Raw genomic sequence first — 16050 nt, forward strand, 5'->3', positions numbered from 1 at the left:
TCGTGCCGGTTGACCGGCGGCATCATCATCGTGATGACGCCCTCGCCGATCTCCACGGCCCAGGTGTCCTCCCCGGCCGGGGCGCCCCGCACACCGGTACCACCCGTTCGGAGGGGGAACGGCGGGGGCGCTGCGTGGCAGCCTCCCGAGAGGGACGAAGAACGCGTCCCCCGTGACCCCCGAGGGAGTACCCGCCATGGCCACCAGGAAGAACCTCCGGGCCGACCGGACGAGCCTCACCCACAAGGTCGGCTACGCCCTCCGGCACCCCACGCGGGTCGCCGGGTACGCGCGCCGGGCCGCGCGGGACCGCTGGCTCGCGCACCGGCACCGCGACCACGTGGCGTACTACCGGGCGGTCATGGCCAGCGACACCGCGCGGGACCCCGAGGCCGCCGTCGGCAGCGGCAGCCACGACCGCTGGCTGGCGCTGGGCGCGATGCAGTTCGACTACCTGCGTGAGCACGGCCTGTCGCCCCGGCACCGGCTGCTGGACATCGGGTGCGGCAACCTGCGCGCGGGCTGGCGCCTCATCGAGCACCTCGACGCCGGCCACTACTACGGCATCGACATCTCCCCCGACATCCTGATCGCCGCCAAGCGCACCGTGACCGCGCAGGGCCTGCAGCGCAAGCTGCCGTACCTCACGCTCACCCACGACCTGACCTTCGACTTCCTGCCGGACCGCCACTTCGACGTGGTCCACGCGCACAGCGTCTTCTCCCACTCGCCCCTGGAGGTCATCGACGAGTGCCTGGCCCACGTGGCGCGGATCCTGGCCCCGGGCGGGTGGTTCGACTTCACGTTCGACCGCACCGAGGGGAAGGAACACCACGTGCTGCGCGAGGACTTCTACTACCGCACCGAGACGCTGATGGATCTGGCCGCCCGGCACGGGCTGCGCGCCCGCTTCATGGACGACTGGGAGCTGCGCGGCCACGGGCAGTCGAAGATCCGCGTCCACGCGGGCTGAGCCGTGCCGGACGTCCCGGCACGCCGGGGGCGGACCCCGGCGTGAGGCCGGAAGGGTCCTGCCGTCCGTGACGGCCCCTCGCGCGTACGACGGCGACGTGCTCAGGAGGCGCGTAGGCACGCAGGCTCCCGGCATCGAGGGAGCCGTCACCCGCAGGGCCGACGTCGGCCACGAGCCCGTGCGCGCGCGCTTACGGTCCCGGCTCCGCCACCGCGGCCGGGCGGCCGGTGTCGATGCCGCGGTGCCGCAGCGCGGCGTCCCCGATGCCGGCCCCGCCCGCACCCGCGTCCCGGACCTGCCGCGGGACACGGCCTTCCCGGTCCTCGGCGAGAGCTACGTGGTGCCGTGCGCGGTGTGGGACGACCACGCCGCAGACGAGGCGTGGCCGTCGTCAGGGGGCCTCCGCGGCCTCCTGTTCGGCGCGCTTGCCGGCCACGTGCTCGACGAGGTCGCGCACGGTGCCCATCCGCTCGACCTCGTCGGCCAGCAGCATCACGCCGACCTCGCGTTCGACGGCGTCGGCGGCACGCTGCTTGGCCCGGTCGCCCAGGCGCAACCGGGCGAAGGTCGTGTCCGGCCCGATCTCCTCCGGCGCCACGTCCGCACATCCGGCGACCACCCTGCGCACGATGCCGGCGACGTCTTCGGTCATGTTCCCTCTCCCCTCCGGTGACTGTCCGATACGCCTACCCCGCCGGCGGCGGAGGACCGCACCGGTGCGCCGGGCCGTTCGGGGGAACGGCCGGTGTCGTGGGCCGGCGTGCCGGGGCGCGGCTCGTACGTTCGGCCGGTATGACGCACCTTCCGCACGGCCCCGCCCCCGCGCCCACCCGTCGCACCGCGCTGGCCGGGCTCGCGGCAGGGGCCGGGGCCCTGGCGGCCGCCGGGTGCACGCCCTCGGGCGCCTCCCCCGCGGGCCCGCCTTCGCCCGGCGGTCCGGGAACGGGGCCCGGGTCCGGGTCCGGGTCCGGGCGGACGTCGGCCTCCGCTGCGGGTCCCGCGGGCGGCGCCACCCCCGGGGTGATGACCCTCTTCGACGACCCCGCCTACGACTTCAACGCGCTCCTGGCCCTCGGCGCCTGCGGCTACGGCTCCGCCGAGGCCGGTGAGGTGCTCACCGCCGTGAACGCCGTCACCACGGCGGGGGTGTCGGCGCAGTCGTACACCCGCACCTTCAGAGAGCTGGGCGACCGGCTGCTCACGACGCCGAGGGGCAGCATGCCCGGGCGCCAGACCACACGGTTCCGGACGCTGCGGGCGGCCCAGTACTACGGCCAAGCGCTGTTCTTCGTTCTCGGCTCCGAGGACCCGGGCAGCGAGGAGCAGCTCTACCGTGCCGGGCGCCGCGCCTGGGACGCCTTCTGCGAGCGCTGCGATCCGGCCCCGGTGACGGCGGGCGTGGCCTGCGGGAGGACGCGGATGCCGGTGTGGTTCTTCCGCCCGGAAGGGGCGCAACGGCGCAGGCCCACGGTGATCCTGACCAACGGCAGCGACGGCCAGAACGTCGACATGTGGACGTACGGCGTGTCGGCGGCCCTGGACCGCGGCTGGAACGCACTCGTCTACGACGGCCCGGGGCAGGGCCATGTGCTCTTCGTGGAAGAAGTCGTCTTCACCCCGCGCTGGGAGAAGGTCGTCACCCCGCTGGTGGACTGGCTGACCGCCCGCTCCGACGTGGACCCCGGCCGGATCGCCCTCACCGGGCTGAGCATGGGCGGCAACCTGGCGCCCCGGGCGGCCGCCTTCGAGCACCGGATCGCCGCCCTGGTGGCGATGCCCGGCTGTGTGTCCCCCTGGCTGGCCTTCCCCCAGGAGGTCCGGGAGATCCTCACCGCCGACAAGGAGCGGACCAACGCCGTCTGGACCAAGGAGGTCGTCCCGGCGCTGAGCCCGTCCGAGGCGGCGACGCTCAAGAAGCGCTTCGAACCCTTCTCCGCCCCGGCGATGACCGAGGCGCGGGAGGGCAGGATGTTCACCGACTTCTTCACCCCCGCCCGCCTCATCGCCTCACTGGACGTCAGCGACGTGCTGGGCCGGATCAAGGCGCCCACCCTGGTGCTGGACTACGAGTTCGAGCAGTTCTACCCGGGGCAGCCGCGCCGGATGTACGACGGGCTCACCGCCCCGAAGGACTACGTGAAGCTCACCGCGGCCACCGGGGCGCAGCTGCACTGCTCCCCGATGGCCCCCCAGCAGCACTGCGAGGTCGTCTTCGACTGGCTGCAGGACACGCTCTCGGTGCGCTGACCGGGGGCGGGACCGGCCGCCCCTTACGGCGGTCACGGCACGCGCGGCCGGCCCGGCACATAGGGCGCGAGGATGTCGGCCACGGTGCGGTTGCGGGGCGTGGGGACGCCCAGTTCGCGGCCGAGGTCGGCGACGCCTCCGCTGAGCCACGGCAGTTCCAGGCGGTTGCCCTGCTCCAGGTCGTTGTGCATGGAGGAGGTCATCGTGGCGGGCAGCGTGTCACAGAAGGCCAGTTGCTCGTCGACGAAGGACTCGTCGAGGCGCACGCCCGAGGCCCGGCCGACGGCGACGACCTCCGCCATGACGTCGCGCAGCAGCGACCGCGTCGCGGGATCGGCGCGGACGACGCCGATCGGCTGGCGCACGGCCGAGGTGGTGCCCGACAGGCCCGTGAGGAACACGAACTTCTGCCACAGGACCCGCGCGATGTCGGCGCTGACCTCCGCGTCGACGCCGGCCTTCTCGCACACCTCGCGGAACTCCTCCGCCCGGGCCGCCCCCTGCCCGTCGTACGGGCCGAAGACCAGCTTCTGCATCGTCCCGCGGTGGGAGACGACGCCGGGTTCCTCGATGACGGCGGAGATGTAGCAGACCCCGCCCCACACGGCCTCGGGCGGCAGGTGCCGGCGCAGGACCGAGTCCTTCTGGACGCCGTTCTGAAGGGAGATCACCCGCGCGCCCGCCTCGGCGAGGCCGCGCAGCCGGGTGGCGACGTCCTCGGTGTCCCACAGCTTGACCGCGACCAGCACGACGTCGGCGGGACCGACGTCACCGATGTCCGGCACGAACCGGTCGGCCGGTGCCCGGAACTCCCCCAGCGGGCTGCGGACGGCCAGCCCGCCGTTGGCCCGGATCGCCTCCAGGTGCCGACCGCGGGCGACGAAGGTGACCTCGTTGCCCGCCTCCGCGAGACGGGTGCCGAAGTAGCCGCCCACTCCGCCCGCTCCCACGACCGCTATGCGCATGGCGTGCTCCCTTCCCGGTCCGGCCTGGCCGATGGCTTGGTAACCGTCTTCAAGGTTACTATGGACACATGAGCGAGCGCGCACCGGCCATGGGGACCCCGGCCACTCCCCGCACCCGCGTCACGGCCAAGGTCCGTGCGCTGCGCTTCGACGCGGGCTCCCTCTCGCTCGACCTCGTCGCCACCGTCGGCCGCCGTCCCAGCACCCCCGTCGAGCGGCTCGGCGATCACGACCGCCTCCGCGCCTGGTGCGGCGGCGTCGGAGTGACGCTGCGGGACGGGGAGGACGGGACGGCCCTGCTCGACGCCCTCCACGAGCTGCGCGCCGCCGCCACCGACGTCGCCACCGCGGTCGTCGACGGCCGCACGCCGCGAGCGGAGTGCGTGGACCTGCTCAACGACCTGGCCCGCGTCGAGCCGCCCGCGCCCCTCCTCCGCGTCGACGCCCACGGGCGCCCGAGCGCCGGGACGGAACCGCTGTCGGCCGCCCAGTTGCTCTCCGCCGTGTCCCGGGACCTGATCGCGCTGGTCACCGAGCCGCGCCTGCGGGACCGGCTGCGCACCTGCGCCGCGGAGATCTGCGGCATGCTCTACCTCGACACCGGCAACGGGAAGCCGCGCAAGTGGTGCTCCATGGAGCGCTGCGGCAACAACGCGAAGGCCGCCCGGCACCGGCACCGCGCCTCCGCGGCCGCCCCGTAGCCCCACCGCCTACGGCGACACCGGCTGGGCGAAGGCCGCGATGAAATGCCCGAGGTCACGCCGGTGCGAACTGGACGGCCACACCGCCCAGGTCCTGCGGACCAGGGGATCTCCCACCAGGGGCGACCACACGACCGTTTCGGGGATCGGCTGCGCCCAGTTCGGCGGGGCCAGCGCGAACGCCCGCCCGGTGATCACGGCCGCCAGCTTCACCTCCGCGATCAGCGGCTCCCCCGCGCCCGCCTCGGGACCCACGTCCAGCCCGTGGCTGCGCAGCACCGAGGTCAGCTCGTCCCACCAGGCCGGACTCCCGGCGCGGGGGAAGCCCACCCACTCCAGCCCCGCCAGGCACTCCAGGCGGACGCCGTGCGGTCCGGCGAGTTCGGCCGCCTGGTCCGCCGCGAGCAGCACCCCGAGGTTCTCCCGGACCACCAGCATCGCGTCGAACTCGGGCCCGGCCGGGCGCTCACGCGTCAGACCGACGTCGAGCTCGTCCGCGTGCAGCGCCTCCAGCTGGGCCGCCGTGGACAGATGACGGGCCTGCACCCTCGTGTCGGGGTAGGCCCGGGACAACTCGGTGAGCACGGGGGTCAGCAGGTCGGGCGGCAGCTCCAGCGGGATGCCCAGCCGCAGGGTGCCCCCGCCCTGCGCCGTCAGGGCCGCCATCGTCCGCACGGCCTGGTCGTGGCGCGCGAGCACGGCGCGCGCCTCGGAGAGCAGGACCGCCCCGGCCTCCGTGGTCCGTACGCCGGAACTGGACCGCACCAGGAGTTTGACGCCGAGTTGACGCTCCAGCGCGGTGACGGTCTGCGACAGCGCCGACTGGCTCACGTGCAGCCGCCGCGCCGCGGCGGACATCCCGCCCTCCTCCGCCACGGCGACGAAGACACGCAGCTCCCGCAGTTCCATCCGGCCATCCCACCACGCGGCGCCGCAAGGACGTCCCGACGGGCCAGGCGATTTCCCGATCGGGGAACACGCCGACCCCTGGGGGTGATTCGCCGGGCCGACCGGCCCCCGGGATGTTTCCCGGGGGCCGCCACCGCTCAGCGCGCGGCGGCCATCTGCGGCAGGACGTTCACCAGGGACTCGCCGCCCGCGTAGCGGGCCAGCTGCTGCGCGATGAAGGCGAGGGAGGTGGGCGTGAAGGCGTCGGTGAAGGCCCCGACGTGCGGGGTGATGAGGACACCGGGCAGGTACCACAGCGGGTGACCGCTGGGCAGCGGCTCGGGCGCGGTGACGTCCAGGGCGGCACGCAGCCGCCCGCGTCCGGCTTCGCGCACCAGCGCCCGCGTGTCGACGAGTTCCCCCCTGGCCACGTTGACCAGGACGGCCCCGTCCTTCATCAGGGCCAGGCGGGAGCCGTCCATCAGGTCGCGGGTCTCGTCCGTCAGGGGCGCGCACAGCACGACGGCGTCGGCGGAGGGGAGCAGCCCGGGCAGGTCCGCGAACCCGTGCACGTGGCCGTCCGCGGTGTCGCGCGCAGTACGTGCCAGCCGGACCACCCGGCAGCCGAACGGGGCGAGCCTGGCGGCCACGGCCCTTCCGACCGCGCCCTGGCCGACGATCAGGACCTCCTTGCCGGACAACGTGGGGAAGACACGCGGTTGCCACTGACCCAGGGCGTGCCGGCGGGAGAAGTCGTCCAGACCGCGACCCGCGGCCAGCAGCAGCGTCACCGCCAGCTCGGCCGTGGCCTCGCCGTGCACGCCGTTGGCCGTGGCGACGCGGGTGCCCGGGGGAAGCAGCCCCAGGAAGGGTGCGAGGTAGTCGTGCCCGGAGCTGAGGACCTGGAGGACCTCCAGCCGCTCGGCGTGGTGCAGCAGCCGGTCGAGGATCTGGTGCTGCTTGGCCGGGACGGGCGGGACGACGACGAACCGTACGTCCCGGGGATCGGAGGGGAAGGCCGAAAGACCGTCCCAGAAGTGGTACGACAGGCCGTCGGGCAGCGGTCCGGCGAATTCGCCGGACCGATAGGGCAGCCAGACCGCGCGGCTTTCTTGCATGATTCGCTGTGCTTTTCTGTGGAGCTCGGAGAACGGGCGTGCCACGCCGGGTGCGCCGGGGCTCCGTCCTTCAGAGCAGGGGCCCTTCCGTCGCGGACGGACGCGTCCGCGGGCCCGGAGAATCTGACATCGTTGTCAAACCGTGAACCTCACGAACGCTAGCACATCTGACGAAAGGGCCATTGACGGCGAGCGGCAGGAAACAGCGGCGCGTCAACAAAAGGTGAATTCCTTTCCCGGGAAAGGCAAAGACACAGTCATCGACCGCCCCCGGAGAGCGCCAGCGTCCTCCCGGCCAAGCGGAGCGGCCAAGCGGAGCGGCGAACCGTCAGGCCGCGGCGAGGCATCCCCCCGGTGCCCCGCCGCGGCGCTTCTGGCCCCCGTTCCCCCGTCCCACGGCGTCCGGTCTGCGGGACACCGTGGTACGGAAGTCACATGGGCGCGGAGATCAGCGCCCAGACGGACTTGCCCGCCTCGTCGGGCGGTGTCCACCCCCAGGACTCGCTGAGCGAGTCGATGATGTGCAGCCCCCGCCCGGTCTCGGCGAACCAGTCCGGTTCCTTCACCACCGGGACGCCCGTGCCGGGGTCGGCGACCGTACAGAGCACGGACTCGTCACGGCGGAGCAGGCCCAGCCAGACCGGCCGGCTCGACAACGGCGCGTACGCCGGGTCGTCGAGGCCGTAGCGCACGGCGTTGGTCAGCATCTCCGACACCACGATCGAGGCGGTGTCGACGATCGCGAGCATCCCCCAGTTGCTCAGGGTGGCACGCGTGAACTGCCGTGCGGAACCTGCTGCGTGGAGGTCACCGCTCAGGCCGCAGGCGGCAAAGCGTGACCCTGAGTCCTCGGTCAGGCCGTAGTCGAGGGGGATCGCCGGATGCGTAGTCATCGGGAACTCCGCAGAGCTGTCGGGCGGGGGGCGCGGTGCTGTCTGCGTCCACCACTATCCCCGCCGGATCCCTACCCGTGCAAGCACATCTGCAATTACAGTCGTAAGTGCAAGGGTAAGTACATCTGCACGTGCATCTGCACGTGCAGATGGCCCGTCAAGGAGGCGTAGCCATGCGGGAGTTCGACAACGGCGTACCGGCCACCGACATCGAGGGCGCGGACTGGAGGAAGAGCGGCCGGAGCAACCCCAGCGGCAACTGCGTCGAGCTGGCGGCGCTGCCCGGTGGAGGCTTCGCGATGCGCAACTCCCGCCACCCGGGCGGACCTGCGCTCATCTACACGCGCGCGGAGATCGAGGCCTTCCTCGGCGGCGTGAAGGACGGCGACTTCGATGACATGACGGGCTGACAAAACGTCGGCATGCCATAAGATGCGGCTGTATTCGGGCACCACTCAGTGAGACACTGACGGTCCGCCCAGTCACCACGGGAGCCGGCATGACCGCGACGCGGCCGAGCAACGAACCGTCGATAAGGCAGTACCTGGAGCACCCGCGCGGTGGTCCGACGGTGCTGCGCATCGTGCTCGGCACCCAGCTGCGGAGGCTGAGGGAGTCCCGGGGCATCACCCGCGAAGCGGCGGGTGACGCGATCCGCGGCTCCCACGCCAAGATCAGCCGTCTCGAACTGGGCCGCGTCGGCTACAAGGAGCGTGACGTCGCCGACCTCCTCACCCTCTACGGCGTGACCGACGAGACCGAGCGCGCGGACTGCCTCAAGCTCGCCCACCAGGCCAACACCCCCGGCTGGTGGCACCGGTACGCCGATGTGCTCCCCGGCTGGTTCGAGACGCTCGTGGGCCTCGAGGAGGCCGCCTCCGTCATCCGTACGTACGAGGTGCAGTTCATCCCCGGTCTGCTGCAGACCGAGGAGTACGCCCGCGCCGTCATCCGGCTGGGGCACCCCAGGGCGTCCGGGGTCGAGGTCGAGCGCCGGGTCGCGCTGCGCATGGAGCGCCAGCACCTGCTGAACGGGCCCAACGCGCCCCGGCTGTGGGCGGTCGTGGACGAGGCGGCGCTGCGCCGTCCGATGGGCGGCGCCGAGGCGATGGCGCGCCAGCTGGAGCGGCTCATCGAGGCGGCCGCGATGCCGAACGTGACGCTGCAGGTGGCGCCGTTCAGCGTCGGCGGCCTCGCCACCGCGGGCGGACCGGTCACGATCCTGCGTTTCCTGGAGCCGGACCTGCCCGACATCGTCTACCTGGAGCAGCTCACCAGCTCGCTGTACCTGGACAAGCAGGACGACGTCGACAACTACCTGGCCGTGATGGACCGGCTCAGCGCCGAGGCCGAGCCCCCGGTCCGGACGCCGGACTTCCTGCGCGACTTCCTCAAGCAGTTGTCGTGAGCTGACGCGGTTCCCCGGGGCCGGCCCTTCCGGCCCCGGGACCCCTGACGTCCTCAGGCCTTGTGGCCGACCCCGCCGAACTCGATCCACTCCTGGGTGGCCTGTCGGGGCGCAAGGTCGGTGTCGGGGCGCCAGGTGGACACCTCGACCAGTCCCGGCTCCAGGATCCGCAGACCGTCGAGGAAGCCCTCGACGTCGCTCTCCTGACGGACCCGGCCCCAGTTGCCCTGGGTGCTGGCGTCCATGAACTCGGTGACGAAGTCGCGCACCGCCTTGTCCTCGCTGACCAGCTGGCACACCACGAGGAAGCTGCCCGGCGCCAGCCGCTCCGCGACGCGCCTGACCAGGCCCGCCGGGTCGTCCTCGTCGGGGATGCAGTGCAGGACCGAGACGAAGAGGGCGGCGACCGGCTGGCTGAAGTCGATCAGCCGCTCCACCTCGGAGTGGCCGAAGATGCCGTCGGTGTCACGGAAGTCGGCCTGGATGACGGCCGTGTTCTCGTTCTCCTCCAGCAGCGCACGGCCGTGCGCCAGCACGATCGGGTCGTTGTCGACGTAGACGACGCGCGCGGCCGGGTCGACGCGCTGGGCGACCTGGTGGACGTTGTCCTGCGTCGGCAGGCCTGACCCGTGGTCCAGGAACTGGCGTATCCCGTACTCGCGGGCGAGCACGCCCACGACGCGCTGCAGGAACCTGCGGTTGTTGACCGCCAGTTCCTTGGTGCTCGGGACGACCTTGAGCAGCTCCTCGGAGGCCTCACGGTCGACGGCGTAGTTGTCCTTGCCGCCGAGCAGGAAGTCGTACATCCGGGCGACGCTGGGAATCCCGGTGTCGATCGCGGTCGGCAGCGGCTCTCGCTCCTGGCTCATCCGGCCCCTCACAGTCCTGCCCACGCCCTGAACGCGGGGTGATCGCGGAAGTCCCATTCTAGGCTCAAGTCACCCTGCCGCCCTGCGGTTTCACCCATGGGAAGTGAATTGATCGCCAACATGTTTGACTCCTGAAACACCATCAGTCACCGCGCTACCGGACGTATCCCCCTCGCTACCGGGGCGCCACCTGTACGCTGAGGCGGTCCGGCCACCCTGCAGGAACGGGACCGACCCCATGGAGCTCGTCTTCGCCGGCCGTGTGATCGAGTGGCGCGGACCATCGCCGTACTACTTCGCGACCGTCCCGGAGGAGGAGTCCGAGCACATCCGCGAGGTGGCCGCGATGGCCACCTACGGCTGGGGCGTCATCCCCGTCGAGGCCCGCATCGGGGACACCGCCTTCACGACGTCGCTCTTCCCCAAGGACGGCGGTTACCTGCTGCCGCTGAAGGTCGCCGTGCGCAGACCCCAGGGCATCGCGGCCGGGGACGAGGTGACCGTGGAGATGACGGTCCGCCTCTGACGTGACGGCGACGCCCCGGGCGGTTCGGTCCCGTTGGGGGCGGCGCGCGCTCAACCGACCCGCCACCGGTCGTCGCAGGCCGAACGCCCTTCTGCGCGAAGGCGTGGACAACCCCCCGGCGCCGCGACAGACTACGGCCGTGCGATCACGAACGCTGGGCATGTGGTGGGGCACCGCCATGGAAGCACCGGATCCCGCCGCCCTCGCGGCGTTCTACGCCGAGCTGCTCGGGTGGCCCGTCGTGCACGAGGAACCGGGCACCTCCGTGGTCGCCGCGCCCGAAGGTCCGGCCTACCTCGTGTTCCAGCAGGCGACCGGCTACCGGGCCCCCTCGTGGCCGCCCGCCGACGGCGATCAGCGGCCCATGATGCACTTCGACTTCCAGGTCGGCGACCTCGACGGCGCCGTCGCCGACGCGGTCGCGCTGGGCGCCTCGCTCGCCGGCCACCAACCCCGGGAGAACGTCCGCGTCCTCCTGGACCCGGCCGGCCACCCCTTCTGCCTCTGCCTGGACGAGGAGTAGGCGCGAGCGGTGCGGTGGACGCGTGCTCCCGGCCGCGTCACGCTCGGCGCCTGCGATCCCACATCTCAAGACAGCGTGTCCTGGAATGCGAGACCGAGGTCAGGGTCGGCCGGGCGGCGACGAGGCCAATCGGGCGCATGACGAGTTGATCGCCGACGACGACGTCGTGGGCACGTGCGTCAACGCCGCCCGCGCAGACGGGTTGAGTCCGAGCTCGTACGCCGCGGCCTCGCCTTACGCGTTGCCCCCGACGAGTTCCTGCGCTTCACGTTGGAAGGCGCCACCGTGATCACCTTCTGGCGTCACGACCCTTGCGCATGGGCCTCCTTCGCGGTGCGAACGGGGTCCATGTGCGGCCGGGGCCGTGTCGGTTGCTTGCAGGGGCGGCAGGATTCGAACCTGCGGCGTGCGGGTTTGGAGTCCGCTGCTCTGGCCGGGCTGAGCTACGCCCCTTCGGTGGCTCCACCTTGACATGTGCGGCAATGGGCCGGCCACGCAATTTCCGGGGCGGCGAAGGCTGGTCAGCCGCCCGGGCGTTCGTAGCAGTCGCAGTTGCGCTGGGCGGTGATCCTGCCGTCGCGGAACTCCAGGAACGGCGCGATCTGGGCGCGCGGGACGTGGCCGGCAGGGTGCTCGGACACCTTCCGTATTAGGGACTCACGGTTCGGGCCGGCTTCCGTTGGATCGACCGAAGCATTCTGATCGTGGTCTCGTCGGTGAGCCCCATCGGTCATTTCCATGAGTACGGGCTCCGGCTCGACTTTCTGTGATGCGGCACGCCGAGACAAATAGATACCTGGGGGCGCTGTCCGTCCCTGATCCGGCCCCGTCGTGTGTGGCACGGCTGTGGCACGTCGTTGCGAACCGACACCCGTCTGACGCGCAGCGCCCCGGCAGATAGCCCGCGAAGCGCGTCATGCATCATTCTTCGGGCGGCGCTGGACGGCGCTGCGGGACGAAGGACCAGAACATGCCCGATCGACTCGGACCTCTTGCGTTCACCGACGGGGAGTGGGTGATCGGTGATCCCGCTGGAGACCACGTAAGGCTGAGGAAGGAGGGTCTATCGCACTGGGTGCAGGGCGTCGAGACCCAGCAGATTCCGTGGGCCCGCGTGATGGACATCGTGCTCGACGTCCAGCCTCACCGGCACAACCACTCGAAGAGGCTGCGGAAGGTTGCGAAGATCCTGTCTTGGCTCGGCCAGCCGACCGAGCACGTGGGGCTCCCCGCTTCCATCGGGGGGCTTGCGCGCTGTCCCTATGAAGAGTGGAGCGCGAACTTCACCCACCATGCCTACCGGTACCCCCGGCGGGAGATCACCGCAGCTTGCAAGCTACTCGACGAGGTAGCGACCAGCGGCCGAGTTGCGCAGCTCGGCGACGCCGAGTGGCTCGCCGCCATTACCCAAAACCTGAGCGGCCACCGGTACGGCTCACGCGCACTCTTCCCCCGCAGGCGGGCAATCCGAGAGGTCCTGGAAGCCGACCCGGACCGCCGCCTGTGACCGTCATGTGCTCACAGCCCTACGGCCGGCACCGGGCAGACCTCCTGCGGGCCGCCCGGAGGTCATCCACCAGCCAGTTCTTCCCCAAGACGGCCCAGTCGCGGGGGCTCAGGAATCGGCACTGCCCCCGAAGCGTTCCCGAAGGTCATTGGTGATCGTAGACATCACGGCAATGCCGTCCGGGGCCGAAAGCTCGGAGAGCGGAAGCTCGACCTGTGGGTCGTAGCCTTGCATGCCGGTCTCGCGTTCGATGATCGCGCCTAGCGCATACGCCATGCCGAGGACGTGTTCCGCCTTGTCCCCCATGTGCCAGTAGGGCACCGTGATCGTTACCTCGTCGATGAAGACAGATGCCTGAATGCCTGTGGCGTGGTGCGTGAGCTCTCGTGCCTCATCGGTCTCGAAGAGATTGAGCTCGCCAAGCAACCCCCGAGCCTGAGGGACGATGCGGTCCCACGCGTCGATGAGCTCTGGCGTCACCGGCCCGTCGAGAACGTCCTCACTTTGCGCTTCGAGCTCCTCCAGGGCGTCGTCCCACGACTACTCTGGGCGCCGGTTCAAAAAGTAGATGTCGTAGCTCACGGCGGAACCTTAGAGCCCCGGCACCTCTGCCACCAGGCAGGAGGTCGGGGCAGCGGCTTCGGGCGGGAGCTGCCTTGGGCGAGGGATCGGGGGCCCGTAAACTTGCGGCGACTTGGGCAGCACTTGTTCGGTCGGCGGCGACCCATGCGGCGTCCGGCTCGTCCTGGCGCACGAAGCTCGCCGCGGCTACCTGGCAGGTCCGGGCCGGTACGGCGTGGAGCTCCGCGCGTTCGGCTTCGGGGCCCTGGCGTACGGCGACTTCGAGTTGCGGAAGGACCTCTGGCTTCCCGCCCGGCTTTCCAAATCAGTTGGAGTCGCACGGGGCTGTTCATCTGCATTCGCGCGGGGTCGGCGGTACAGGCGGCGGCTCCGGTCTCGCCATGAACCCTCGTGCACGGTGCCGAATGAGGCGGAACACAAGACGGGGACTGCGGTGGAACGAGTAGAGGCTGAGCTGTCCACCGATGGCAACGACGCCGTACTCCGCCAGGTCGCCGCGCCCCACGGCACAAGCAGTCAGGCTCTCCGGCATGGGCCGGCACTCGCGGCCAAGCATGGAGAGGCCCCTCCTGGACCCGCCACGGGAGACCGTCCCATGGTGCGGAGGAGTGGATGACCGGGGGGTTGCGGGCCGTAGCTTCGTGCGGCCCGGGCCGCCGCGATGGGCGCGCGGGGCGGGCTGTGCGTGCATAGGGTGGGTGGCGCTGGGGCGGCCGGGGCGACGGGAGGCTGGGATGAGCGCACAGGGCACGGACGCGTACACCGACGGCAACGCGCTGGCCGGGCCGCTCCGGGAGATCTTCGCGGTGGACATGACGGCTGCCGAGGGCCGCTGCGTGGGCTGCGGGCGTACCGGGCCGGTGGCCACGCTGCGGGTGTACGACCACTCCCCCGGGCTGGTGGCCCGCTGTCCCGGGTGCGACACCGTGATCCTGCGGGTGGTGCGCGGGCCGTCCGCCGCGTGGCTGGACCTGCGGGGCTCGGTGAGCATGCGCATCCCGCTCCCCGAGTGACGTCGCCGGGCTGACAACCGGCCCGGTCGACCGCCGCACGGGTCTTGGCTCTTCGTGCCGTGTGCCCAACACTGTGGCGATGACGACGCGAGCGGAGTGGGAGATCCTGCTGGACCGGCTGGCCGTCGACGAGCTGATCAGCGGCTACGCGGCGGCCGTCGACGACGGCGACTGGGCGGCGTACGTCGCGCTCTTCGCCCCGGACGGCCGGGCCGATTATTCGTCCGCGGGCGGCATCGCCGGACCCGCCACCGAGGTCGCCGACTGGCTCTCCTCGACGATGCGCCTGTTCCCCGTGCGCCAGCACCTGGTCGTCAACCGCCGGATCGCCCTCGACCCGCCGTCCGCGGTGGCGCACGCCGACTACGTCAACCCCATGCGGCTCGGCGAAGCGGGGGCGGGCCCGACCGCCCCCAACTTCGTGTGCGGCGGCCGCTACACCTTCGGTCTGCGGCACACCGGGACGGGCTGGCGGATCGCGGAGGTGCTCGTCCTGGAGAAGTGGCGCTCCTGAGGCGGGGGCGGAGCGGGCAAAGCGGGCGGAGCGGGCGGAGCGGGCGGAGGGCGTACGAGCGGGCAGGGCCACGGACGCGGGTGTATCCAAGAGTCATGGATGTTGCACGACGCCTGGAACAGTGGGGGCGGTCGTGGCGGCCCGGGCATCTGCTGGTCGCCGCCATGCTCACGCTGATCCTGATGGTCACCGTCGTGGACATCATGTCACCGCCCGACGTCCATCTGGGGCCGTTCCTGGTCGCCGCCCCCGCGATCACCGCGTCGTTCGCGGGGGCCAGGACGACCGCAGTCGTCGGCGGCGTCGCGGTGGTCGCGCAGGTCCTCGTGGCGGCGGTGCGCACGACACCCCTGGACCTCAACCACTCGGCGCAGATCGCCACCCTGGCCCTGATGTCGGTGCTGGCGACCTTCTTCGCCCATCTGCGCGTGAAGCACGAGCGACAGGTGACCCGGCTGCGCTCGGTTGCGGAGACCGCGCAGCGGGTGCTGCTACGGCCCATCCCCCGGCGCATCGGGCCGCTGCGCATCGCCTCGGTCTACCTCGCCGCGGAGGAGGAGGCACAGATCGGAGGGGACCTGTACGCGGCTGTGCGCACGGACACCGGGACCCGGGTGATCGTGGGGGACGTCCGCGGCAAGGGCATGGAGGCGGTGAACGAGGCCGCGCTGACCCTGGGCGCCTTCCGTGCCGTGGCGCACCGGCAGGCGGAATTGCCGGCGCTGGTCCTGTGGCTGGAACAGGCGATCTCCTCCGACCTCACCGACCCCGCGGCCGAGGCCGGGCCGACCGAGGACGAGGCGGAGTCCTTCGTCACCGCGGTCGTCGCTGACATCCCGGACGACGAGCCGGTGGTCCACCTCGTCACCTGCGGTCATCCCCCGCCGCTGCGGCTCCACGAAGGCCGCGTGACCCCGCTCGACATGCCGGCGCCCGCGCCGCCGCTGGGGCTGACGCAGTTCGCCGGCGCGGAGCCCTCGGTGCGTACGTTCGCCTTCGAGCCGGGCGACACCCTGCTGCTGTACACCGACGGTGTCGTCGAGGCGCGCGACGTGGCCGGGTCGTTCTACCCGCTGACCGGACGGCTCGCCGGGCAGCCGGCCGGTGATCCCGAGGCGCTGGTGGAACGGCTGTGCACGGACCTGCTGGCCTACGCGGGAGGCTGCCTCGGCGACGACGCGGCCGTGCTGGCGATCAGCCGGTCCCCGGCCCTGGTGGCGGCGACCGGCCGCGCGGGTGGTCGCCCGCCCTCGGCGCCGCCGCCTCCCCATCAGGCGGCGCCCCCGGGGTGAACGCCGTTGCCCGCCGCGGAGAGCGCGGTCA

Annotated in this window: 19 protein-coding genes and 1 tRNA gene; 11 read left to right on the forward strand and 9 right to left on the reverse strand. The window is 71.8% G+C overall.

Features of this window, described 5'->3' with window-relative positions; translation table 11 throughout:
* Positions 1–196: 196 nt before the first annotated feature.
* The gene (locus ABZ312_RS39510) at positions 197–973 is read left to right on the forward strand and encodes a class I SAM-dependent DNA methyltransferase (protein WP_500329625.1); all 777 of its coding nucleotides are present in this window, start codon (positions 197–199) and stop codon (positions 971–973) included.
* 190 nt (positions 974–1163) lie between these two features.
* On the opposite strand, the gene ABZ312_RS39515 is transcribed toward ABZ312_RS39510, so the two are convergent.
* Both ABZ312_RS39515 and ABZ312_RS39520 read right to left on the reverse strand, forming a co-directional pair.
* Positions 1164–1340, reverse strand: a complete 177-nt coding sequence (locus tag ABZ312_RS39515) for a hypothetical protein (protein ID WP_500357620.1) — start codon at positions 1338–1340, stop codon at positions 1164–1166.
* 24 nt (positions 1341–1364) lie between these two features.
* The gene (locus tag ABZ312_RS39520; protein ID WP_500329626.1) at positions 1365–1625 is read right to left on the reverse strand and encodes an acyl carrier protein; all 261 of its coding nucleotides are present in this window, start codon (positions 1623–1625) and stop codon (positions 1365–1367) included.
* Positions 1626–1996: 371 nt separating this feature from the next.
* On the opposite strand from ABZ312_RS39520, the gene ABZ312_RS39525 reads away from it, so the two are divergent.
* On the forward strand, positions 1997–3220 hold the full coding sequence (locus tag ABZ312_RS39525; protein ID WP_500329627.1) for an alpha/beta hydrolase family protein: 1224 nt from the start codon (positions 1997–1999) through the stop codon (positions 3218–3220).
* 32 nt (positions 3221–3252) lie between these two features.
* Here the strand turns inward: ABZ312_RS39525 and ABZ312_RS39530 are convergent, their stop codons facing one another.
* Entirely contained in the window at positions 3253–4185 is a 933-nt protein-coding gene (locus ABZ312_RS39530) for a 2-dehydropantoate 2-reductase (protein WP_500439814.1), read from the reverse strand.
* Positions 4186–4253: 68 nt separating this feature from the next.
* On the opposite strand from ABZ312_RS39530, the gene ABZ312_RS39535 reads away from it, so the two are divergent.
* On the forward strand, positions 4254–4886 hold the full coding sequence (locus tag ABZ312_RS39535; RefSeq protein ID WP_500439815.1) for a CGNR zinc finger domain-containing protein: 633 nt from the start codon (positions 4254–4256) through the stop codon (positions 4884–4886).
* Positions 4887–4895: 9 nt separating this feature from the next.
* On the opposite strand, the gene ABZ312_RS39540 is transcribed toward ABZ312_RS39535, so the two are convergent.
* The 3 genes from ABZ312_RS39540 to ABZ312_RS39550 form a co-directional block, all read right to left on the reverse strand.
* Positions 4896–5795, reverse strand: coding sequence for a LysR family transcriptional regulator (locus ABZ312_RS39540; protein WP_500357627.1), 900 nt, complete (start codon positions 5793–5795; stop codon positions 4896–4898).
* Positions 5796–5932: 137 nt separating this feature from the next.
* Complete coding sequence (locus ABZ312_RS39545) at positions 5933–6892, reverse strand: NAD(P)-dependent oxidoreductase (protein WP_500329633.1); 960 nt, start codon at positions 6890–6892, stop codon at positions 5933–5935.
* A gap of 431 nt (positions 6893–7323) precedes the next feature.
* Positions 7324–7785, reverse strand: a complete 462-nt coding sequence (locus ABZ312_RS39550) for an ATP-binding protein (protein WP_499509520.1) — start codon at positions 7783–7785, stop codon at positions 7324–7326.
* 173 nt (positions 7786–7958) lie between these two features.
* Here ABZ312_RS39550 and ABZ312_RS39555 point away from each other — a divergent pair, with 173 nt between their 5' ends.
* A complete protein-coding gene (locus tag ABZ312_RS39555) occupies positions 7959–8195 on the forward strand; it encodes a DUF397 domain-containing protein (protein ID WP_500329635.1) in 237 nt (78 codons plus the stop codon).
* A gap of 89 nt (positions 8196–8284) precedes the next feature.
* Positions 8285–9193 carry a Sco1979 family transcriptional regulator gene (locus tag ABZ312_RS39560; RefSeq protein ID WP_499509522.1) on the forward strand — a complete coding sequence of 303 codons (909 nt, stop codon included), beginning with the start codon at positions 8285–8287 and terminating at the stop codon, positions 9191–9193.
* 53 nt (positions 9194–9246) lie between these two features.
* On the opposite strand, the gene ABZ312_RS39565 is transcribed toward ABZ312_RS39560, so the two are convergent.
* Positions 9247–10062, reverse strand: a complete 816-nt coding sequence (locus ABZ312_RS39565) for an SAM-dependent methyltransferase (protein ID WP_500329637.1) — start codon at positions 10060–10062, stop codon at positions 9247–9249.
* 238 nt (positions 10063–10300) lie between these two features.
* Between ABZ312_RS39565 and ABZ312_RS39570 the strand changes: the two genes are divergently transcribed.
* Both ABZ312_RS39570 and ABZ312_RS39575 read left to right on the forward strand, forming a co-directional pair.
* Positions 10301–10588, forward strand: a complete 288-nt coding sequence (locus ABZ312_RS39570; protein ID WP_500329639.1) for a DUF1905 domain-containing protein — start codon at positions 10301–10303, stop codon at positions 10586–10588.
* 139 nt (positions 10589–10727) lie between these two features.
* The gene (locus tag ABZ312_RS39575) at positions 10728–11111 is read left to right on the forward strand and encodes a VOC family protein (RefSeq protein WP_500439816.1); all 384 of its coding nucleotides are present in this window, start codon (positions 10728–10730) and stop codon (positions 11109–11111) included.
* 378 nt (positions 11112–11489) lie between these two features.
* On the opposite strand, the gene ABZ312_RS39580 is transcribed toward ABZ312_RS39575, so the two are convergent.
* Positions 11490–11564, reverse strand: a tRNA-Trp gene (locus ABZ312_RS39580).
* Positions 11565–12081: 517 nt separating this feature from the next.
* Here ABZ312_RS39580 and ABZ312_RS39585 point away from each other — a divergent pair.
* Positions 12082–12618 carry a hypothetical protein gene (locus tag ABZ312_RS39585; protein ID WP_500358176.1) on the forward strand — a complete coding sequence of 179 codons (537 nt, stop codon included), beginning with the start codon at positions 12082–12084 and terminating at the stop codon, positions 12616–12618.
* 108 nt (positions 12619–12726) lie between these two features.
* Here the strand turns inward: ABZ312_RS39585 and ABZ312_RS39590 are convergent, their stop codons facing one another.
* A complete protein-coding gene (locus ABZ312_RS39590; RefSeq protein ID WP_500439817.1) occupies positions 12727–13098 on the reverse strand; it encodes a hypothetical protein in 372 nt (123 codons plus the stop codon).
* 836 nt (positions 13099–13934) lie between these two features.
* On the opposite strand from ABZ312_RS39590, the gene ABZ312_RS39595 reads away from it, so the two are divergent.
* The 3 genes from ABZ312_RS39595 (at position 13935) to ABZ312_RS39605 (ending at position 16019) form a co-directional block, all read left to right on the forward strand.
* Positions 13935–14213: a DUF6510 family protein gene (locus ABZ312_RS39595; RefSeq protein WP_499509531.1), complete on the forward strand. Its 279-nt coding sequence runs from the start codon at positions 13935–13937 to the stop codon at positions 14211–14213.
* A 79-nt stretch (positions 14214–14292) separates the two neighbouring features.
* Positions 14293–14727 (forward strand): nuclear transport factor 2 family protein, encoded by a 435-nt coding sequence (locus ABZ312_RS39600; protein WP_500324107.1) that lies wholly within the window; start codon positions 14293–14295, stop codon positions 14725–14727.
* Positions 14728–14822: 95 nt separating this feature from the next.
* Positions 14823–16019: a PP2C family protein-serine/threonine phosphatase gene (locus ABZ312_RS39605; protein WP_500358182.1), complete on the forward strand. Its 1197-nt coding sequence runs from the start codon at positions 14823–14825 to the stop codon at positions 16017–16019.
* Positions 16020–16050: the final 31 nt, after the last annotated feature.

It is taken from the genome of Streptomyces sp. NPDC006207 (genome assembly GCF_040613835.1).
Classification (GTDB): domain Bacteria; phylum Actinomycetota; class Actinomycetes; order Streptomycetales; family Streptomycetaceae; genus Actinacidiphila.

What these genes read in the sequence shown, in the direction of transcription:
- ABZ312_RS39540 (WP_500357627.1), bottom strand. Translation starts at nt 5,795, where the DNA reads ATGGAACTGCGGGAGCTGCGTGTCTTCGTCGCCGTGGCGGAGGAGGGC.
- ABZ312_RS39560 (WP_499509522.1), top strand. Translation starts at nt 8,285, where the DNA reads ATGACCGCGACGCGGCCGAGCAACGAACCGTCGATAAGGCAGTACCTG.
- ABZ312_RS39565 (WP_500329637.1), bottom strand. Translation starts at nt 10,062, where the DNA reads ATGAGCCAGGAGCGAGAGCCGCTGCCGACCGCGATCGACACCGGGATT.
- ABZ312_RS39535 (WP_500439815.1), top strand. Translation starts at nt 4,254, where the DNA reads ATGAGCGAGCGCGCACCGGCCATGGGGACCCCGGCCACTCCCCGCACC.
- ABZ312_RS39550 (WP_499509520.1), bottom strand. Translation starts at nt 7,785, where the DNA reads ATGACTACGCATCCGGCGATCCCCCTCGACTACGGCCTGACCGAGGAC.
- ABZ312_RS39600 (WP_500324107.1), top strand. Translation starts at nt 14,293, where the DNA reads ATGACGACGCGAGCGGAGTGGGAGATCCTGCTGGACCGGCTGGCCGTC.
- ABZ312_RS39605 (WP_500358182.1), top strand. Translation starts at nt 14,823, where the DNA reads ATGGATGTTGCACGACGCCTGGAACAGTGGGGGCGGTCGTGGCGGCCC.
- ABZ312_RS39520 (WP_500329626.1), bottom strand. Translation starts at nt 1,625, where the DNA reads ATGACCGAAGACGTCGCCGGCATCGTGCGCAGGGTGGTCGCCGGATGT.
- ABZ312_RS39525 (WP_500329627.1), top strand. Translation starts at nt 1,997, where the DNA reads ATGACCCTCTTCGACGACCCCGCCTACGACTTCAACGCGCTCCTGGCC.
- ABZ312_RS39510 (WP_500329625.1), top strand. Translation starts at nt 197, where the DNA reads ATGGCCACCAGGAAGAACCTCCGGGCCGACCGGACGAGCCTCACCCAC.
- ABZ312_RS39555 (WP_500329635.1), top strand. Translation starts at nt 7,959, where the DNA reads ATGCGGGAGTTCGACAACGGCGTACCGGCCACCGACATCGAGGGCGCG.
- ABZ312_RS39585 (WP_500358176.1), top strand. Translation starts at nt 12,082, where the DNA reads ATGCCCGATCGACTCGGACCTCTTGCGTTCACCGACGGGGAGTGGGTG.
- ABZ312_RS39595 (WP_499509531.1), top strand. Translation starts at nt 13,935, where the DNA reads ATGAGCGCACAGGGCACGGACGCGTACACCGACGGCAACGCGCTGGCC.
- ABZ312_RS39545 (WP_500329633.1), bottom strand. Translation starts at nt 6,892, where the DNA reads ATGCAAGAAAGCCGCGCGGTCTGGCTGCCCTATCGGTCCGGCGAATTC.
- ABZ312_RS39530 (WP_500439814.1), bottom strand. Translation starts at nt 4,185, where the DNA reads ATGCGCATAGCGGTCGTGGGAGCGGGCGGAGTGGGCGGCTACTTCGGC.
- ABZ312_RS39570 (WP_500329639.1), top strand. Translation starts at nt 10,301, where the DNA reads ATGGAGCTCGTCTTCGCCGGCCGTGTGATCGAGTGGCGCGGACCATCG.